The 17,648-nt window shown below is 71.4% G+C and carries 17 protein-coding genes and 1 pseudogene; 7 read left to right on the plus strand and 11 right to left on the minus strand.

The window, feature by feature from the left end; genetic code table 11:
• From ABZ070_RS10665 to ABZ070_RS10675, 3 genes and pseudogenes are all read right to left on the minus strand, one after another.
• A pseudogene (locus ABZ070_RS10665) lies at window positions 1–161 on the minus strand (VOC family protein); the annotation flags it as partial.
• Window positions 162–260: 99 nt separating this feature from the next.
• Entirely contained in the window at window positions 261–392 is a 132-nt protein-coding gene (locus ABZ070_RS10670) for a hypothetical protein (protein WP_356632112.1), read from the minus strand.
• Between the two features lie 157 nt (window positions 393–549).
• Window positions 550–1,515 (minus strand): pirin family protein, encoded by a 966-nt coding sequence (locus tag ABZ070_RS10675; RefSeq protein WP_356632114.1) that lies wholly within the window; start codon window positions 1,513–1,515, stop codon window positions 550–552.
• Window positions 1,516–1,662: 147 nt separating this feature from the next.
• Here ABZ070_RS10675 and ABZ070_RS10680 point away from each other — a divergent pair, with 147 nt between their 5' ends.
• A complete protein-coding gene (locus ABZ070_RS10680; protein ID WP_356632116.1) occupies window positions 1,663–2,016 on the plus strand; it encodes a tetratricopeptide repeat protein in 354 nt (117 codons plus the stop codon).
• Between the two features lie 31 nt (window positions 2,017–2,047).
• Here ABZ070_RS10680 and ABZ070_RS10685 read toward each other — a convergent pair whose 3' ends face one another.
• The 4 genes from ABZ070_RS10685 to ABZ070_RS10700 form a co-directional block, all read right to left on the minus strand.
• Window positions 2,048–3,013: an AEC family transporter gene (locus ABZ070_RS10685; protein WP_356632118.1), complete on the minus strand. Its 966-nt coding sequence runs from the start codon at window positions 3,011–3,013 to the stop codon at window positions 2,048–2,050.
• Between the two features lie 90 nt (window positions 3,014–3,103).
• Window positions 3,104–4,513: an alpha/beta hydrolase gene (locus ABZ070_RS10690; protein WP_356632120.1), complete on the minus strand. Its 1,410-nt coding sequence runs from the start codon at window positions 4,511–4,513 to the stop codon at window positions 3,104–3,106.
• Between the two features lie 277 nt (window positions 4,514–4,790).
• On the minus strand, window positions 4,791–7,484 hold the full coding sequence (locus ABZ070_RS10695) for a SpoIIE family protein phosphatase (RefSeq protein WP_356632198.1): 2,694 nt from the start codon (window positions 7,482–7,484) through the stop codon (window positions 4,791–4,793).
• Between the two features lie 306 nt (window positions 7,485–7,790).
• On the minus strand, window positions 7,791–9,230 hold the full coding sequence (locus ABZ070_RS10700; protein ID WP_356632122.1) for an NAD(P)/FAD-dependent oxidoreductase: 1,440 nt from the start codon (window positions 9,228–9,230) through the stop codon (window positions 7,791–7,793).
• Between the two features lie 118 nt (window positions 9,231–9,348).
• Between ABZ070_RS10700 and trxA the strand changes: the two genes are divergently transcribed.
• Complete coding sequence (trxA, locus tag ABZ070_RS10705; RefSeq protein WP_356632124.1) at window positions 9,349–9,747, plus strand: thioredoxin; 399 nt, start codon at window positions 9,349–9,351, stop codon at window positions 9,745–9,747.
• A 118-nt stretch (window positions 9,748–9,865) separates the two neighbouring features.
• Here the strand turns inward: trxA and ABZ070_RS10710 are convergent, their stop codons facing one another.
• Window positions 9,866–10,135, minus strand: a complete 270-nt coding sequence (locus ABZ070_RS10710; RefSeq protein WP_356632126.1) for a hypothetical protein — start codon at window positions 10,133–10,135, stop codon at window positions 9,866–9,868.
• Window positions 10,136–10,198: 63 nt separating this feature from the next.
• On the opposite strand from ABZ070_RS10710, the gene ABZ070_RS10715 reads away from it, so the two are divergent.
• Complete coding sequence (locus tag ABZ070_RS10715; RefSeq protein ID WP_356632128.1) at window positions 10,199–10,690, plus strand: type II toxin-antitoxin system PemK/MazF family toxin; 492 nt, start codon at window positions 10,199–10,201, stop codon at window positions 10,688–10,690.
• A gap of 47 nt (window positions 10,691–10,737) precedes the next feature.
• Here ABZ070_RS10715 and ABZ070_RS10720 read toward each other — a convergent pair whose 3' ends face one another.
• Window positions 10,738–11,583 (minus strand): TIGR02452 family protein, encoded by an 846-nt coding sequence (locus tag ABZ070_RS10720; protein ID WP_356632130.1) that lies wholly within the window; start codon window positions 11,581–11,583, stop codon window positions 10,738–10,740.
• 126 nt (window positions 11,584–11,709) lie between these two features.
• On the opposite strand from ABZ070_RS10720, the gene egtA reads away from it, so the two are divergent.
• From egtA to egtD, 4 genes are read left to right on the plus strand one after another with little or no spacing between them, the layout of a single operon-like run.
• A complete protein-coding gene (gene egtA / locus ABZ070_RS10725) occupies window positions 11,710–12,987 on the plus strand; it encodes an ergothioneine biosynthesis glutamate--cysteine ligase EgtA (protein WP_356632132.1) in 1,278 nt (425 codons plus the stop codon).
• A complete protein-coding gene (egtB, locus tag ABZ070_RS10730) occupies window positions 12,984–14,345 on the plus strand; it encodes an ergothioneine biosynthesis protein EgtB (RefSeq protein ID WP_356632134.1) in 1,362 nt (453 codons plus the stop codon). The genes egtA and egtB overlap by 4 nt, the downstream gene beginning before the upstream one ends.
• Entirely contained in the window at window positions 14,345–15,100 is a 756-nt protein-coding gene (egtC, locus tag ABZ070_RS10735; RefSeq protein ID WP_356632136.1) for an ergothioneine biosynthesis protein EgtC, read from the plus strand. Before egtB ends, egtC begins: the two co-directional genes overlap by 1 nt.
• Entirely contained in the window at window positions 15,097–16,059 is a 963-nt protein-coding gene (gene egtD / locus ABZ070_RS10740; RefSeq protein ID WP_356632138.1) for an L-histidine N(alpha)-methyltransferase, read from the plus strand. Before egtC ends, egtD begins: the two co-directional genes overlap by 4 nt.
• Here the strand turns inward: egtD and ABZ070_RS10745 are convergent.
• Together ABZ070_RS10745 and ABZ070_RS10750 are read right to left on the minus strand one after the other, a co-directional pair.
• Window positions 15,954–16,829 carry a lysophospholipid acyltransferase family protein gene (locus ABZ070_RS10745; protein WP_356632140.1) on the minus strand — a complete coding sequence of 292 codons (876 nt, stop codon included), beginning with the start codon at window positions 16,827–16,829 and terminating at the stop codon, window positions 15,954–15,956. The two genes, egtD and ABZ070_RS10745, sit on opposite strands and share 106 nt — an antisense overlap.
• The gene (locus ABZ070_RS10750; RefSeq protein WP_356632142.1) at window positions 16,826–17,644 is read right to left on the minus strand and encodes a GNAT family N-acyltransferase; all 819 of its coding nucleotides are present in this window, start codon (window positions 17,642–17,644) and stop codon (window positions 16,826–16,828) included. The genes ABZ070_RS10745 and ABZ070_RS10750 overlap by 4 nt, the downstream gene beginning before the upstream one ends.
• Window positions 17,645–17,648: the final 4 nt, after the last annotated feature.

Below are 17,648 nucleotides of genomic sequence, written 5' to 3' on the forward strand. Positions count from 1 at the left end.
GCAGCTCCCTCTTGGCCGAGCAGGATGAAATCGTCGGTGGAGAAGACCACAGGCAGGCCGAGGGCCATTCCGTAGAAGTGGGCCAGCTCGGCTGGATCAGGGCAGTCGAAGGTGACAGCCGAATAGCGGAACGTGGATGCTGACGTGTCTTCATGGCTCATGGACGGGACGCTATGAGGGATCTAGGACAGGCTGGGTCCTCTTTGCGATGCGGTCGGCCCGTCCGCTCACCTACTGTGATCGGCCTCCTGGTTGTCCACTCAGGCCACATCGGTGTCCCGCTCGATGGCCTGGAGCCGGTTCTCGAGCCGGTCGAAGGCGTCCGCGACACCGCGGTCCCGGAAGCCCGGCGCCGCACACGCTCTCGGCTGCTCCCCTGGTCCACGCCTCATCCGCCGCGATCCCCTGCCAAATGGGCCAGTCCCGCCGCGGGCGCGGGTCGTCCTCGTCGAGCCCGAGAAGGTCGTCGCCGAAGCGGAGCTCGCGCAGGAGCTGGGGCACCACGTACCCCGCTCGGCAGGGCGACCAGCCTTCTCTCATCACCCCAGGTCAGCGCACCCGTCCCCGCGGTTTCAGCGCCACCGGCGGCAGTGCCGGGGCGGGCAGCCGCCCGCCGTCGTAGCCCTTCACCTCGCCGAAGCGGGTGCTCTCCATCCAGTCCGTGCGGGCCGCCTCGATCTCCTCGTGGGACCGGCCGATGAAATTCCACCACATCACGATTTCCTCCTCGAACGGCTCGCCGCCCAGCAGCATCAGTCCGGCGTCGGACTCGGCGCGCAGAGGAAGTTGGGAGCGGCCGCAGCCGAGGTAGAGCATCGAGCCGGGGAGCACGGGGACGCCGTCGACGTGGGCCTCGCCCGACATGGAGAGCACCGCGTACTCGAAGTCCGGATCGAGGGGCAGCATCGCTTCGGCACCGGCGGCGAGAGCGAGGTCCGCGCCCACGATCGGGGTGTACGTCGAGCCGGGCGAGGCCGCGCCGTCGAGGGTGCCGAGAACGACCGTGGCGGTCAGGCCGGGGGCGGTGACGGCCGGGAGGTCGGTGTGGTGCTGGAAGTGGGGGTCGACGTCGCGGTGGGCTCCGGGCAGGGCCACCCACAGCTGGGCGCCGTGCAGGAAACGGGCGTGCGGCCGGGGACTTTCCTCGGAGTGGCTGATCGCACGGCCCGAGGTCATCAGGCCCAGCTCACGGGGGCGGATGGTCGCCAGTGAACCTGTGCTGTCCCGGTGCAGGACTTCGCCTTCGTGCAGCCAACTGACGGTCTGCAGACCCATGTGCGGGTGTGGCGGCACCTGCATGCCGGGCTCGTCGGCGATGTCGTCCGGACCGTAGTGGTCGACGAAGGCCCAGGCTCCCACCATGCGTCGACCGAGGTTGGGCAGCAGCCGGCGGACCTCGGTGGACTCGCCGAGCTGGACCCGACGGGGGCTGAGAAGCTCACGGACGGGCTCGGCGACGACAAAGCCCCGACCACCGCACACGGAGGGGGTGGCCTGACGATCGAGATTGCTCATACCGCACAACCTAGTTCCTGCGCGCCGCGGGCGGGCGGGTCGGGCAGCGGCTTCCCGCGGCGGAATGCCCGGCACCGTTGCCGCGTTCGCAACGGTCGGCAGGCACAGGACGGCACGGGACCGGGAACGGGCCGGGAAGGAGCACATGTGAACGGGAGTTATTACGAGTTCGGCACGTCCGCCGAGCGCTGGGACCGGGCGCGGATGTTCTTCGACGCCAAGGAGTACGTCACGGCGGCGCGCATCCTGGACGGTCTGGTATCCGAAGCCCCCGGGGCAGTGGGCCCGCGGCTTCTGCTGGCCCGCGCGTACTACCACTCGGCGCAGCTGCGCAAGGCGGAGAGCGAGCTTCTGGCCGTGCTGGAGTGCGATCCGGTGGAGCACTACGCACGCCTGATGCTCGGCCGCACGCTCGAACGGCAGGGCCGGCCGGACGCAGCGGCACCGCATCTGCGGATGGCAGCGGCGATGACGGGCGAGCAGGCGAGGGCGGGCGAGTAGCGGGCCGGACCGGACCGGCGGCGGGCGGCGGTCACGCGAGCAACCACGTGATCAGGGACAGCGACCCCATGGAGAGCAGGGTGGACAGCAGCACGGTGTCCCGGGCGAGGGTGGTGTCGAGCCGGTACTGGGAGGCGAAGATGAACGCGTTCTGGGCCGTCGGCAGGCCCGCGCACAGCACGACCGCGAGCAGGTCGTGGCCCTCCATGCCGAAGACCCAGCGGGCCAGGGCGTAGGCGAGCAATGGTTGCACGACCGTTTTGAGGGTGACCAGGACCCGCCGTTCGGCGCGCCCGCGGTGAAGCTGCCCGGCAGCTTCGGTGGCTGATGCCGTGGCGGGCCCTGTGGCCGGCCCCGTGCGGGTGTTCAGGGACATGCCGAGCGCGAACAGCGCCGCGGGGACGGCGGCGCCGCCGAGCATCTGGACGGGCGAGATCACCGTCTCCGGCAACCGCAGCTCGAGTGCGGCCACGGCCACCCCGGCGGCCGAGGCCGCGATGATCGGGTTGCGCAACGGCAGCGACAGGATGCGGCGCCGGCGCGTGCCGTCGGCGCGCCCCGCGTCGAGGTCCATCAGCACCAGGATCAGGGGGGTGACGAACAGCGTCTGGAACAGCGCCGCCGCGACCGCGAACGACGCGTCGCCGAGGACGTGCACGGCCACCGGGATACCGAGGTTGGCGGAGTTCACATAGGCGCCCGCCATGGCGCCGATGGCCCGGTCGGCCCGTTTGCGGTGGAACACCCAGCGCCCGAGCAGCAGGCCGAGCCCGAGCACGATGACGACACTGGCGGCGAACACGGCCACGCCGGGGGCGACCAGGTCGGACACCTGCGCTCGGGACAGTGTCAGGAACAGCAGCGCCGGCATGGCGAACGCGAAGGCGAACCGGCCCAGCACGGTCTGGGCGTGCTTTCCGAGTACGTCGAAGCGGCCGGCCGCCCAGCCGACCGCGGTGATCGCCCAGATGGGCAGGAAGCCGGAGAGCACGGTCACCGGGTCAGCATGCCCGACGGCGATCACTGCGGTTCGGCGGCCCCCGTGGGACGATGCCCACTCCCGTGAACGAGGGCCGCTCCGCCGGGGTCAGTTCCCGGACAGCGTCTCCTGCAGCCAGTCGAAGACGACCTCGCAGTGCAGCTGCGGGGCCATCGGGGAGCAGTGCAGCTGCGCCCCCTGGGCCGCGGTGAGTTTGACGTAGTCCTTGGGCGAGGTCAGCTTGTCGAACATCTGGCGTGCCTGGCCGGGGTAGAACTGCTCGAACTCGTAGTCCAGGACCAGTGTCGGCATGGTGATGCGGCCGACGACGTTCGTGATGTCGAGCGCCTGGATGCGCCTCGCGGGAGTGTAGAAGTCGGTGAACGTCTTTCCTTCGCGGGCGTCGAGCATGGCCGGGATGGAGAAGGGCTCCATCCGCTTCCGCAGCGTCGCGGCATCGGCCGGAGGAAGTTCGGGAGCGACCTCCTTGTTCCAGATGTTGTTCGTCTCCGCTTTGCTCGGGGTGAGGATCTGCCGGACCTCGGGCGGAAAACCGAGCCACGGGACCAGGCAACCCGGCATGGCCACCAGCGCGGCGATGCGCTTCTCGAAGGCCGCGGCCCGAGGCGCCAGGTCACCGGCCATGCTCAGCCCGGTCAGTGCGATCTTGTCTGGGTCGACGTCCGGGCGGGCGACCAGCCAGTCGACGAGTGGGGTGACGACCTGCTCCCAGCGAGGGGAGAAGATCACTTGGTCGACGAAGAGCAACTGGCCCTGGCCGGGCCCGTCGTACACCAGGGCGTTCCAGCCGCGCGCGAGGGCGGCCTGGACTCCGTAGGTCCACATGTCGACGTTCTGACCGTCGCTGCCGTTCGTGAGGATCACGGTCGGGCGTCTCCCGCCGGAGCCCTCCGGACGGAAGAACCAGACGGGCATGGGGGTGTTGCCGTAACGTACGTTCGCCGTCACCGGCGCCGGGTCGGTCAGCTTGCAGAACCTGTCCCAGGCGCCGCGCCCGGCCTCGTACATCTGCTTCTCGTTGCCCGGGGTGTCGGAACCGAGTACGAAGAACAGCGCCTGGGCGTAGTACTGTGCCGCCCGCAGAGCGCGGAAGCGCTCGGTCTCCCGGTCCGGCTTGCTGCCCTCGGGGGCGTCCATGAGCCGGTCGCCGAGTTTCTTGAAGGTCTCGACGTAACTCTGCGCGGAGAGACCGGCCTTGTTGATGCTGTTGACGGCGGTGAGCACCTCGCCCACCTCGCCGGCGCCGGCGCCGGAACCCCCCAACGCCATCAGCCCGTTGAAGTTGAACGCCGGGTCCCTGAAGAGCGTCATGGCGCCCGGCGCGGGTCCCTGCGCCCGGGCACCCGACGCCGTACCGCTGGGGGTCGGCGCCTGCGCGGACGAGGCGTTCTGGGCGTTGCAACCGGTGGTCATCAGGGCGCCCACGCCGCCGACGAGACCGGCGAGCGCGGTGCGGCGGGTGTGGCGGGAGGCGCCGGCATCCGATGAGTGCGTCATGCCAGCACAACGTACGAGCCCCGCCGCCCGCCGCCGCACACGACACCCGCCTTCCCCCGAACGGCCCCTGCCCGATCCTCACCACGGCCCAACGCACGGCACGCCGCCCGCCGCCACGGTCGTCCCCCGCAAGCCCGCCCCGAGGTCTTCTCCGCGGACGAGTCGGGCCGGGTCAGCACCGACTGGCTCTCCTTGCTCCGTGAGCCGCTGCCGGCCTGGCAGCCAGGGTCTTCCGTTTGGAGGGCCCGCGAGCCCGGCATGATCCGAACGAGAGGCCCTAGAGTTCAGCGTCGAGGGCGTCGAGGGCGTCGAACCACCCTGCGCCGTCCGCCTTCCCGTCGGATCGTGGCAGCGCCAGCTCCGCCCAGATGACCTTCCCCTGGGGGGTGTAGCGCGTGCCCCAGCGTTCGGCCATTTGCGCGATGAGGAACAGGCCGCGGCCTCCTTCGTCCGTCGTGGCCGCGTACCGCAGATGGGGCGCAGTGCTGCTTCCGTCGGCCACCTCGCAGGTCAGGGTGCGGTCGCGCAGCAGTCGCATCGTGACCGGCGCGGAGCCGTAGCGGATGGCGTTGGTGAGCAGCTCGCTGATCACCAACTCCATGGCGAACGCGAGCTCGGACAGACCCCAGTCGTCCAGCTTCTGGGCCACGGCGGCACGCATCCCTGCCACGGCGGCGGGATCGAACGGCATGTCCCAGCCGGCGACGTGGTCGGCGCGGATCGCCCGTGTCCGGGCGATGAGGAGCGCCACGTCGTCCTTCGGCCGGTCGGGCAGGAGCGCGTCGAGCACGGCCTGGCAGCTCGCCTCCGGCGGCCGGTCGGGATGGGACGCCAGTGCCTGACGCAGCATCTCGATCCCGACGTCGATGTCCCGGGTGCGGTCCTCGATGAGCCCGTCGGTGTAGAGGACGAGTTGCGTTCCCTCCGCCAGTTCCAGTTCAGCGGTCTCGAAGGGCATACCGCCGAGGCCAAGGGGCGGCCCGGACGGCAGCTCGGGGAACGTCACGCTTCCGTCAGGGTGGACCAGTGCGGGCAGGGGGTGTCCGGCCCGGGCCATGGCGCAGTGGCGGGAGACGGGATCGTAGATCGCGTACAGGCAGGTGGCACCCATGACCCCCGCACCGGCGTCCTCCTCCGACTCCTCATGGTCGATGCGCTCCACGAGGTCGTCGAGGTGGCTGAGGATCTCGTCGGGCGGCAGGTCGAGTGTGGAGAAGTTCTGTACTGCCGTGCGCAGACGTCCCATCGTGGCGGCCGCGTGCAGGCCGTGGCCGACGACATCGCCGACGACCAGTGCCACGCGGCTGCCCGGCAGCGGGATCACATCGAACCAGTCGCCGCTCACGCCGGAGAGCGCGGGCTCGTAGCGGTGGGCGACGTCCAGTGCGCCCTGCTTGGGCAGGGCACGCGGCAGCAGGCTGCGCTGCAGGGTCACGGCCAGGGTGTGCTCACGGGTGTAGCGGCGGGCGTTGTCGATGCTGACCGCCGCCCGCGCGACCAGTTCCTCGGCCAGGGACAGGTCGTCCTCGTCGAACGGCTGAGGCTCCTCCGAGCGCCAGAAGTTGGCGATGCCGAGGACGACGCCCCGCGCCTTGAGGGGCACCGTGATGAGCGAATGGATGCCGTAGTCGACGATCAGCCGTGTCCGCTCCGGGTCCTGGGCGTGCCAGCCGGTCGCGGTGGACAGGTCGGGCACCAGCTCCGACCTGCCGCTGCCGAAACCCCGTGCCTGGGGTGTGGAGGGGAGGAAGTAGATCAGGCGGTCGAGTTCGTAGAGGGGATGGTCGTCCCTGATGCCGTGGACGGCGGTGCGGCGCATGTGCGTCCCCGTACCGGTCGGCTCCTCCCCACGCAGTACCGGGTCGGCGAGATCGACGGTGGCGAAGTCGGCGAACCGGGGGACCGCGACCTTCGCCAGCTCCTCGGCCGTGCGCACCACGTCGAGAGTGGTACCGATGCCAAGACCGGCGTCGTAGAGGAGTCTCAGCCGCTCGCGGGCGCTCTCCGCCTTGCCGGACAGCGCCCGCAGCTCCGTGGAGTCACGCAAGGTCGCGACCGTCCCTTTGGGGCCACCGTGGCGATCCGTGGGCCGTTGGTTCACGGCAAGCGACCGCTCCCCCGCCGGATGCACCTCGTCCACGGCCAGGCGGCCCGACGTCAGCAGCTCAGCCGTGCCGGGGTCGAGGTTGTGCAGCTCCGAGACGGGCCGGCCCTCGGCGTCGGGGGGCAACTCCAGCAGCCGTCTGGCCTCGTCGTTCGCCAGCAGAAGCCGACCGTCGGTGTCGACGATGAGCACGCCTTCGCGGACTGCGTGCAGCACTGCGTCGTGATGCTCGTACATGCGGGTCATCTCGGCCGGGCCCAGGCGGTGGGTCTGCCGCCGTAGTCGCCTGGCAACGAGCGCCGTCCCGACCGTGGCCATGCCGAGCGCGGCGGCTCCGGCGCCGAAGATGATCGGCAGCTGTCGCTCCACCACGTTGGTCACGTTCTTGACCTTCAAGCCGGCGGACACCAGGGCCACGACTTTGCCCTGGCGGTCGCGGACGGGAACGACTGCCTGTACCTCGTGGCCGAGCGGGCCGTCGACGCTCTCCGTGTACACGCGGCCGGCCACCGAGGGCTCGATGGTGCCGACGAACCTCTTCCCGATCCGGTCCGGCTGGGGATGCGTGTAGCGGATCCCCTTCGTGTCCATCACCACGATGAAGTCGACCTCGGCCGCCTTCCGCGCCTCCTCGGTGAGAGGCTGGAGCTCCTTGGAGGGATCGGGGGTCTTCAGCGCGGCCAGGACACCCGGCGAGTTCGCAAACGTCTCTGCGACGGCGATGGAACGGCGCCTCGCCTCCACGTTGCTGTCGTGTCGGGACTGAAGCACGAGCGCCAGCACCGCGATCGCCACGAGCAGCACCGCCACAGCCACCTGCAGGGCGAAGACCTGTCCGGCGAGGCTCCGGGGATGCTTGTCGGTCAGTGACCGGCCCGGTGCTCTCCGGGATCGGTCGGAACGTGTGACCACACTGACCTTTCTAACACCTCGAGATGCTCCGCGGCTGCACACCCGAGCCGCGCTCCCCCTCCACGCCGGCACATGACGAGGGCCGAGTGCCACGGACCGATCGCATGAAGGCCATGACACCGGCAGTGCCCTCACCGGCGCGGGCACCGCTGGTCGGTCGCCCGGCACCGTCGACGAGGCCATGCCGCTCACATGCCCTCCGGCAGCGAGCGCCTGCGGGGCGGGAGCGCTGCTCCCGCCCCGCGGGCCGCGGCCGCCGGGTCATCCCTCCCGGTAGGTCTCCAGCAGCCGCAGCCAGATCTCACTGATCGTCGGGTACGAGGGGACCGCGTGCCACAGCCGTTCGATCGGCACCTCCCCGGCGACCGCGATCGTGGCGGAGTGCAGCAGTTCGCCGACGCCGGAGCCGACGAAGGTGACGCCGAGCAGGATCTCCCGGTCCAGGTCGACGACCATGCGGGCGTGACCGCGGTAGTTCTCCGCGTAGAGTCCGGCGCCTGCGACCGACGCCAGGTCGTAGTCGACGGCACGGACCCGGTGCCCGGCCCGTTCCGCCTCGGCGAGCGACAGCCCCACGGCCGCGGCCTCGGGGTCGGTGAACACGACCTGCGGCACGGCGTCGTGGTCGGCCGTCGCGCTGTGCGCACCCCAGCGGTCGCTCTCCAGCAGCGGTACGTGCTGTGCCCTGGCCGCGATGGCGGCTCCGGCGATACGCGCCTGGTACTTGCCCTGATGTGTCAGCAGCGCGCGGTGGTTGACGTCGCCGACCGCGTAGAGCCAGTCGACGCCTTTCACGCGGCAGCTGTCGTCGACCGTCAGCCATGAGCCCGGCTCCAGTCCCACGGTTTCCAGTCCGATGGCCTCGGTACGCGGTGCGCGTCCCGTGGCGATGAGCACCTCGTCGGCCTCGATGCGTTCGCCGTCGCCGAGGACGAGCGTGACGGGTCCGGAGCCGGCGCCGCCCTGGCGTTCGACGGCGGTCACTGCGGTGTCGGTCCGGATCGTGGCGCCGGCTTCCGTGAGGGCTTCGGCGACGTGTTCGCCGACGAACGGTTCCATCCGGGGCAGCAGCCCGGGACCGCGTACGAGCAGGGTCACTTGTGAGCCCAGTGCCTGCCAGGCGGTGGCCATCTCGACGCCGACCACTCCCCCGCCGACGACGGCCAGCCGCCCGGGCGCCTCGCGGGCGCTCGTGGCCTCGCGGCTCGTCCACGCACCGGCGCCGGCGAGACCGGGGATGTCGGGCAGGACGGCGCGGCTGCCGGTGCTCACCACGACGGCATGCCGGGCGGTGAGCGTGTGGTGCTCGCCCTCCGGGCCGTGCACCGTCACCTTCCTGGCGCCGTGCAGAACGCCGCGGCCGCGGTACACACGTGCGCCGATGGAGTCGAGCCAGCCCACCTGGCCGTCGTCCTTCCAGTGCGAGGTCTGCTCGTCGCGCCGGGCCAGTACGGCCTGGGTGTCGAGGGGCCCCTGCACCGCGCCGTTGAGGCCGGGCAGTCTGCGGGCGTCTGCTCGCGCGATCACCGGGCGCAGCAGCGCCTTGCTGGGCATGCAGGCCCAGTAGGAGCATTCACCGCCGATGAGTTCGCTCTCCACCACCGCGGTGCTCAGACCCGCCGCTCTGGTCCGGTCCGCCACGTTCTCCCCGACGGGGCCCGCCCCCAGCACCACGACGTCGTACTCCACAGCTCGAGTCATAGAGCCAGTCTGATCCGGGGTGTGCGTCCTGGCCACATGGGCAGGGGCAGGAATAGCACGGCCCCGGGCACCGTTGTGCGGGGCGAGTCCGCCGGACATCAGGAAGAGGTAGCACGTCATGAGCACCGTTGAGCTCACCAAGGAAAACTTCGATCAGGTCGTGACCGACAGCGATTTCGTCCTGATCGATTTCTGGGCTTCCTGGTGTGGTCCCTGCCGCCAGTTCGCGCCGGTCTTCGAGGGTGCGTCGGAGCGCCACACCGATCTGGTGTTCGCGAAGGTGGACACCGAGGCCCAGCAGGAGCTCGCCGCGGCTTTCGAGATCCGCTCCATCCCCACCCTGATGATCGTGCGTGACAACGTCGCCGTCTTCGCCCAGCCCGGCGCACTGCCCGAGGCGTCGCTCGAGGATGTCATCGGGCAGGCTCGCGCGCTGGACATGGACGAGGTCCGCAAGTCGATCGAAGAAGCCCAGAAGGGGGCTGCCGCGTCTGACGGCGCCGGGCCCGGGGCCTGATCCCGACCCGAGGGCTCTCCGATCGGGCAGGGACGTACCGTGGGCGCGTTTGCGGGGCTGGTGCCCGGCAAACGCGCCCACGGCCGTTCGTCGGGGGTGAGAATGCGGCCGTGGGCCGCTACAGCTCGTCCGCGTCGACCACCTTCGCCACCAGCCCCAGCGACAGTTCCGCGCCGTCCACCAGCAGTGCCTCCACCGCCCGTGTCTCCGGGTCGATGTCGACCTCCACACCGTCGCCCACGTAGCGCGGGAAGCCGGACGCGCCCAGCTCGCCGGTGGCGTCCACGACCGCGGCGCGGATGGCGTCCTGGCTGAGCAGGGCGGTGTCGTGTCCTTGGACGTGTTCGGGGATCACGAGGATCCCGAACCGCTGCGGTTGTGTGCTCATGGAGGCGACGCTAGACACCCACCGCCCCGCCCGCATGTCGCCCACGGGGACTACGGTGGCCCGATGACGTTCTCCTCCGCCTCCTCCGGTCACCGCCCGCACGGCTCCGTGCCCTTCGGCAGCACAGCGGATCTGCCCGGCAGGTCCGGCCCTGCGGCCACGACCGAGGCCGATCCCCTGCGGGTCGGGCCGGTGCGCACTTCGTACGCCCCGGCGCGCGACGGCGATCCCGATCCGGGCGAGATCGTGTGGACCTGGGTGCCGTTCGAGGAGAACGACGGCCGTGGCAAGGACCGCCCGGTGCTGGTGGTGGCACGCGAGGCGGCGGGGACGCTGCTGGCCGTGCAGCTGTCGAGCAAGCGCCACGACGACGACCGCGAGTGGGTGCCGATCGGCGTCGGGTCGTGGGACGCCGCCGGGCGCGAGTCGTGGGTCGATCTCGACCGCGTCCTGCGCGTGCACGAGGCGGGGATGCGCCGCGAGGCGTGCGCGCTGGACCGGCCGCGCTTCGACCGGGTCGTGCAGCGGCTGCGTGAGCGCTACGGCTGGGGCTGAGCCCCGGCCGCTCGGCACCGGTCACCAAGATCCGATCGCGGCATACCTCACAGGACCCGGTCGCCGAGAACCTGGTCCGCGAAGGTCCGGCGGAACGCGGCAAGTGTCGGCGAGGTGCCGGCCCGGTCCAGCACGGCGAACACGATCTCGTCGAAGTGGCCGGCGAACCGTCCGCCCCCGGTCAACAGGGCGTGGAACGCTCCGGCCACCGCGGCCGGGTCGTTCTGGAAGACCCCGCAGCCCCAGGCGCCGAGTACGAGTCGGCGGTATCCGCATGCCGCGGCCGTCTCAAGGACCCGTTCCGCACGCGAGGCGAGCGCGGCGGGGATGCGGTGCGCCTCGTCGGGCGTGCGGCGTGCGACGACTCCGGCATTGGGCGCGGGCGACGTGAGGAAGCCGACCGCGTACGGCTGCTGGAGCAGACGGCCGCGGTCGTCGCGGAAGACGGGCACACCCGGTGAGTGAATGACCCGATCGGTGTAGAACACGCTGCGTTCCGCACGATGGTGCTCGTAGAACCCGGGGGCCCGCAGCAGCGTGGCGTACAGGGCGGAGGAGCGGCACAGTGCCTCCTCCTGTGCCTGTGCCCCGTTGAGATAGCCGCCGCCCGGGTTGCGGGCGGAGGCGAAGTTCAGGACGGCAACGGCTTCCGGTGCCGCGGCCGTGAGCCTGCGGGCCGCCTCTGTGCTGCTCTCGCCGGTGACCTGGAAGGCGGTGGCGCGGTCGGTGTCCGGTGTCACCGCCACGGGTTCGGGGCCGTACATCCGGGTGCCCGCGAGGGCGGCGGCGATTCCCTCGCCGATGCGCACCTCGCGTCCGTCCGGAAGCCGGTACACCCCCTCCTCGACGATCTCCTCGGTCTGTCTGGCGATCCCCCGCAGTCGTGCGCTCATGTCCGACATCTTCGGGAACCGCAGGTGGCGGCGGCAAACACATTTTCGCTCCTCAGAGGCATTCTTGTGCGAACCGGCGGCTGTGGCCTTAGGTTGACAGAGACCCTTCGACTGGAGGAGCCGATCATGCACCCACCTGATACGGGCGACTTCGGCCGTCCGATATCCGAGGACGATGCCGAGGACCTGCTCCGATGTATCTGCTTCAAGACCGGCCCGCCCCGCACCCTGGGTGTGGAACTTGAGTGGCTGGTCCATGAACGTGAGCGGCCCGAGATACGCGTGGCACCCGACCGCCTCGAGGCCGCCTTCGACGACGTACGCGCCCTGACCCTGAACTCCGCTCTGACCTTCGAGCCCGGCGGCCAGCTGGAACTCAGCTCGCAGCCCGCCGCCTCCCTGATGGAGTGCATCGACTCCACAGCCGCCGACCTGGACACCGTAAGAGAAGCGCTCCGACCGGCAGGCCTCACTCTCAACGGCCTGGGCCTCGATCCCTGGCATCCGCCCCGCCGCGTGCTCCAAGAACCGCGCTATGCCGCGATGGAGTCGTACTTCGACCGGTCCGGCCCCTTCGGCCGCAGCATGATGTGCAGTTCCGCCTCCATCCAGGTCTGTGTCGACGCGGGAGAGGAAGAGCCGGGGCCGCTCGGTCACGGCCGTCGCTGGCGCCTCGCCCACCTGGTCGGGGCGGTGTTGCTGGCCGCCTTCGCCAACTCCCCTGTGATGCAGGGCCGTCCGACCGGCTGGCGTTCCACGCGCCAGGCGGTGTGGAACATGCTCGACCCCGTACGTCCCATGGCGCCGCCCCTGGACACGGAGCCGCGTTCCGCGTGGACCGCGCATGCGCTGGACGCGCCCGTGATGTGCGTGCGCATGCCTGAGGGGCCCTGGACGCTGCCGGACGGGCTGACGTTCCGGAACTGGCTGCGCTCCGGCGCGCCGAGGACGGCGACCGTCGAGGACCTCCGCTACCACCTCACGACGCTGTTCCCGCCCGTACGTCCCCGGGGTCATCTCGAGTTGCGCATGATCGACGCGCAGCCCGGGGAGGACGGCTGGATGGTGCCGCTCGCGGTGACCGCCGCGCTGTTCGACGATCCGGAAGCGGCGGAGACGGCGTACCGCGCCGTCAAGCCGCTCGCCGAGTACACGGGAGGTTCTCCCGCCGCGCCGCGCAACCCGCTGTGGGTGGCGGCCGCGCGGCACGGTCTGGCCGATCAGGAGCTGCACGCCGCGGCCATGACATGCTTCGCCGCCGCGCTGGAGGCACTCGAGCGCCTGGGTGCGTCCACGCCGGTGCGCGACGCGGTCGCCGACTTCAACGAGCGCCACGTACTGCGGGGGCGATCCCCCGCCGACGATCTGCGCATCCCCTCCATGGTGAAGGACCTTGGCACATGACCGACGAACTGCGCCGTCAGGCTCTCGATGCGCTGACCCGGGCCCGCCGCCGCACCGCCGCTCTCACTTCGTGCGTCGACGACCCCGAACTGACCGCTCAGCACTCCCCGTTGATGTCGCCGTTGGTATGGGACCTGGCCCATATCGGCAATCAGGAGGAGCAGTGGCTGCTGCGCACGGTGGGCGGAGGGGAGCCGCTGCGGCCCGAGATCGACTCCCTCTACGACGCGTTCGAGCATCCCCGGTCGAAGCGCCCCACCCTGCCGCTGCTGCCCCCCGCCGAGGCCCGCGTCTACGCCTCCGACGTCCGCGGCCGGGTGCTGGACATCCTGGAGCGGACGCCGCTCGAGGGCGGCCCGCTGGTCGACGCGGGTTTCGCCTTCGGGATGATCGCCCAGCACGAGCAGCAGCACGACGAAACGATGTTGATCACCCATCAGCTGAGGAAGGGGCCCGCCGCGCTCTCGGCCCCCGAGCCGCCTGTCCATGACCGCGGACCGCTGCCGCGCGAGGTGCTGATCCCCGGCGGTGAGTTCACCATGGGCACGTCCACCGAGCCGTGGGCGCTGGACAACGAACGGCCCGCGCACCGGCGGATCGTGCCGGCCTTCCACATCGACACGGTTCCGGTGACCTGCGGCGAGTACCAGGCGTTCATCGAGGACGGCGGCTACCGGGAGCGGCTCTGGTGGGCCGACGAGGGCTGGGACCAGATCAGGCAGCACGGCATCGGGGCACCGCTGTTCTGGCGGCGGGAGGGCGGAGTGTGGCTGCGCCGTCGCTTCGGCGTGGTGGAGGAGGTGCCGCCGCAGGAGCCGGTCCTGCACGTCAGCTGGTACGAGGCGGATGCCTACGCCCGCTGGGCGGGGCGCAGGCTGCCCACGGAGGCCGAGTGGGAGAAGGCCGCCCGGCACGATCCGCGGACCGGCACGGACCGCCGCTATCCGTGGGGCGACGAGGAGCCGACCTCGTCGCACGCCAATCTCGGCCAGCGTCATCTGCGGCCCGCGGCGGCGGGCAGCTATCCGGACGGCGCGTCGCCGCTGGGCGTACGGCAGTTGATCGGCGACGTGTGGGAGTGGACCTCGAGCGACTTCCTGCCCTACCCGGGCTTCGCGGCGTTCCCGTACCGGGAGTACTCGGAGGTGTTCTTCGGCAGCGAGCACAAGGTGCTGCGCGGCGGTTCGTTCGCGGTGGACAAGGTGGCCTGCCGTGGCACCTTCCGGAACTGGGACCTTCCGGTGCGCCGCCAGATCTTCGCCGGCTTCCGCACGGCGCGGGATGCGGAAGTGGACGCCGGCCCGGAGGTTCACGGTCGTCCGGATTCCTACGCCGGTCCCGAAGGGAGCATGATCTGATGTGTCGTCATATCGCGGCACTCGGACCGCCGGAGCCACTCGGCGCTCTGCTGGTCGAGCCGGCGCACGGCCTGCTGCACCAGGCCTGGGAGCCGCGCCGGCAGCGGTACGGCACCGTCAACGCCGACGGTTTCGGGGTCGGCTGGTACGCGGAGGGCGATCCCGTGCCGGCCAGATACCGGCGTGCGGGGCCGATCTGGGCCGATCTGTCGTTCACGGACCTGGCCCGCGTGGTGCGCAGCACCGCCGTGCTCGCGGCCGTACGCGACGCGACCGCGCCCGGCGCGGACGGCGAGGCGGCGGCGGCGCCCTTCGCCGCGGGGCCGTGGCTGTTCAGCCACAACGGCGCGGTGCGGGGGTGGCCCGCCTCGATGGGCGCGCTCGCCGCGGCGCTGCCCGCGGACGAGCTGCTGTCGATGGAGGCGCGCAACGACTCCGCCCTGCTGTGGGCGCTGGTGCTGCACCGGCTGCGCGCGGGTGACAGCCTCGGTCAGGCCCTCGCCGACACCGTCCGCGACACGGCCGGGGCGGCGCCGGAATCCCGGCTGAACCTGCTCCTGACGGACGGCACGACGATCGCCGCGACCGCTTGGGGCGACACCCTCTGGTATCTGACCGAACCCGGCCGGCGCACGGTCGTGGCCTCCGAACCGTACGACGACGATCCCCTCTGGCAGGAGGCGCCCGATCGCACCGTGCTCATCGCGACGCGCGCCGACGTCCTGCTGACCGAGCTCAAGGAGCCGACCCAGTGAGCCCGTTCCTGCTGACCCGTACCCTGCCCGAGGACGCGACGGACGCCGCGCTGAGGGCCGATGTGCTGCACGGCCTGACCCGCACGCCGAAGTCCCTGCCGCCCAAGTGGTTCTACGACGCCCGGGGCAGTGAACTCTTCGAGGAGATCACCCGGCTTCCCGAGTACTACCCGACCCGAGCGGAGCGGGAGATCCTGGCCGCCAGGGCACCGGAGATCGCGGCGGCGACCCGGGCGCGCACCCTCGTGGAGCTCGGGTCCGGATCGTCGGAGAAGACCCGTTACCTGCTGGACGCGTTGCCCGGACTGCACAGTTACGTACCGGTGGACGTGAGCGAGAGCGCGCTCACGGGCGCGGCCGAGACGCTGCTCGCCGAACGGCCGGAGCTGAACGTGCACGCCCTGATCGCCGACTTCACCCGGGGGCTGGCCCTGCCGGGCACGCCCGGGCCGCGGCTCGTCGCCTTCCTCGGCGGCACGATCGGCAATCTGCTGCCGGCCGAGCGGACCGTGTTCCTGCGGTCGGTGCGCGCCCTGCTGGATCCGGGCGACTTCCTGCTGCTGGGGACGGACCTGGTGAAGGACGAGTCGGTGCTGGTCCGCGCCTACGACGATGCGGCGGGGGTGACGGCCGCGTTCAACAAGAACGTGCTCGCCGTGCTGGCGCGGGAGCTGGACGCGGACGTCGATCCCGGCGACTTCGAGCATGTGGCGCTGTGGGACCACGACAACGAGTGGATCGAGATGCGGCTGCGGGCACGCTCGGCCCTGACGGTCAAGATTCCCGAACTGGATCTGGTGGTGCCGTTCGAGGCGGGCGAGGAACTGCGCACAGAGGTGTCCGCGAAGTTCCGTCAGGACGGTGTGCGCAAAGAACTCGCCGAGGTCGGCATGGATCTGACGCACTGGTGGACCGACGGGGAAGGGCGGTTCGCGCTCTCCCTCGCGACGGCGAGCTGAGCCGCCCGGGCAAGTGAGCGGCGGTCGGGGAAGGCACCGGGGAGGATCGGCGGCAGCAGCCGGATCTCCGCGGTGAGCCCGCCGGCCGCCGCCACCCGGCGCAGGGACGCGAGCAGCGGGTCGTCGCCGACGAACGCCGCCGCGCCGGTCGGCAGATAGGTGATGTGTACCGGCTGGACGGCGGCACCCGCGTCCAGGGCCGCCTGGAAGGCCGCATGACGGAACGGGCCCTGGCCGCGGCCGCACCAGGTGGAGCCCTCGGGGAAGACGACCACGCGGGCGCCGCCGCGCAGCGCTGCCGCCATCGACGCCACGGTGCCGGGCAGGGTGCGCAGCCGGTCCCGTTCCACGAAGAGGGTTCCGCCGAGGGCCGCGAGCGGGCCGAGGACCGGCCAGCCGCGGACCTCGCTCTTGGCGAGCATCCGGCCGGGCAGCACAGCGGCCACCAGAGGGATGTCCAACCAGGAGATGTGGTTGGCCACGACCAGCGCGGCCCTGCGGTCGTGGGGCACGCCGATGACCCGCACCCGTACCCGCACGCCGAAGGCGCGCAGCACGGCGCGCGACCAGCAGCGGGTCAGCCGGTGCCGGAACACGGTGCCGAAGAGCCGGCCGAGCAGCGCCGCCACGGGGGCGAGCAGTACGCCGACGGTGACGGCCGCGAGGCCCGTCAGCAGTCGCAGGCCCATGACGGCCGGGCCGGACACGGATCCGTGGTGGGTGGCGCACTCCTCGGGCGTGCAGGGGGCGGTGGGCAGCCAGACGCTCATCGCACCGGTGCGAGGGAGAGGAAGTGCCGCAGGTAGCGGGGGTTGGTGCGGCGCAGCGACAGCAGAACGTAGAGATCGGCGACATTGAACTCGGGGTCGTGGGCAGGAGCGCCGCACACCCACGCGCCGAGCCGGATGTAGCCGCGCAGCAGCGGCGGCAGCTCGGTGCGTGCGGCGGGGCGGGCTGCGGTGTCGGCGTTCCAGAGCTTGTGCGGCGTGACCCAGTACTCCTCGGGGGCGAGGTGCTTGGTCCGGACGGTGTCCCAGGTCGCCGCCGCGAGGGTGCCGCCGTCGGCGAGGGGGAGGGAGCAGCAGCCGGCCAGCCAGTTGTGGCCGGTACGGGTCATGTAGCGGGCCAGACCCGCCCAGATGAGAGCGATCACGGCGCCGTTGCGGTGCAGGGGATGGACACAGGAGCGGCCCACCTCGACGAGGTCGTCACGGATGGGGCCGAGCCGGGTCAGGTCGAATTCGCCCTCGGAGTAGAGGCGTCCGGCGATCCGGGCGCGCTCCGGCGGGAGCAGCCGGTAGGTGCCGACCACCTCGCCGGTCTCCGCCTCGCGGACGAGCAGGTGGTCGCAGTAGGCGTCGAACGCGTCGGTGTCGAGGCCCGGCTCCGGTCCGTCGAGCCGGGCACCCATCTCCCCGGCGAACACCTGGTGACGCAGACGCTGCGCGGCACGTACCTCTTCCTGGTCGCGGGCGAGCGAGACGACGTAGCGGGGCTCGTCGCCCGCGGCGGGGGCGGGGGCGGGGGCCTGGGCATGCGCCTGAGCGGGCAGCGGGGCGGGGAGGACGAGCGGCGATGCTGGCATGGCG

The organism is Streptomyces sp. NPDC006283, from assembly GCF_040613325.1.
Classification (GTDB): domain Bacteria; phylum Actinomycetota; class Actinomycetes; order Streptomycetales; family Streptomycetaceae; genus Streptomyces.

What these genes read in the sequence shown, in the direction of transcription:
- ABZ070_RS10670 (WP_356632112.1), bottom strand. Translation starts at nt 392, where the DNA reads ATGAGGCGTGGACCAGGGGAGCAGCCGAGAGCGTGTGCGGCGCCGGGC.
- ABZ070_RS10675 (WP_356632114.1), bottom strand. Translation starts at nt 1,515, where the DNA reads ATGAGCAATCTCGATCGTCAGGCCACCCCCTCCGTGTGCGGTGGTCGG.
- ABZ070_RS10690 (WP_356632120.1), bottom strand. Translation starts at nt 4,513, where the DNA reads ATGACGCACTCATCGGATGCCGGCGCCTCCCGCCACACCCGCCGCACC.
- ABZ070_RS10700 (WP_356632122.1), bottom strand. Translation starts at nt 9,230, where the DNA reads ATGACTCGAGCTGTGGAGTACGACGTCGTGGTGCTGGGGGCGGGCCCC.
- trxA (WP_356632124.1), top strand. Translation starts at nt 9,349, where the DNA reads ATGAGCACCGTTGAGCTCACCAAGGAAAACTTCGATCAGGTCGTGACC.
- ABZ070_RS10710 (WP_356632126.1), bottom strand. Translation starts at nt 10,135, where the DNA reads ATGAGCACACAACCGCAGCGGTTCGGGATCCTCGTGATCCCCGAACAC.
- ABZ070_RS10715 (WP_356632128.1), top strand. Translation starts at nt 10,199, where the DNA reads ATGACGTTCTCCTCCGCCTCCTCCGGTCACCGCCCGCACGGCTCCGTG.
- ABZ070_RS10720 (WP_356632130.1), bottom strand. Translation starts at nt 11,583, where the DNA reads ATGAGCGCACGACTGCGGGGGATCGCCAGACAGACCGAGGAGATCGTC.
- egtA (WP_356632132.1), top strand. Translation starts at nt 11,710, where the DNA reads ATGCACCCACCTGATACGGGCGACTTCGGCCGTCCGATATCCGAGGAC.
- egtB (WP_356632134.1), top strand. Translation starts at nt 12,984, where the DNA reads ATGACCGACGAACTGCGCCGTCAGGCTCTCGATGCGCTGACCCGGGCC.
- egtC (WP_356632136.1), top strand. Translation starts at nt 14,345, where the DNA reads ATGTGTCGTCATATCGCGGCACTCGGACCGCCGGAGCCACTCGGCGCT.
- ABZ070_RS10745 (WP_356632140.1), bottom strand. Translation starts at nt 16,829, where the DNA reads ATGAGCGTCTGGCTGCCCACCGCCCCCTGCACGCCCGAGGAGTGCGCC.
- ABZ070_RS10750 (WP_356632142.1), bottom strand. Translation starts at nt 17,644, where the DNA reads ATGCCAGCATCGCCGCTCGTCCTCCCCGCCCCGCTGCCCGCTCAGGCG.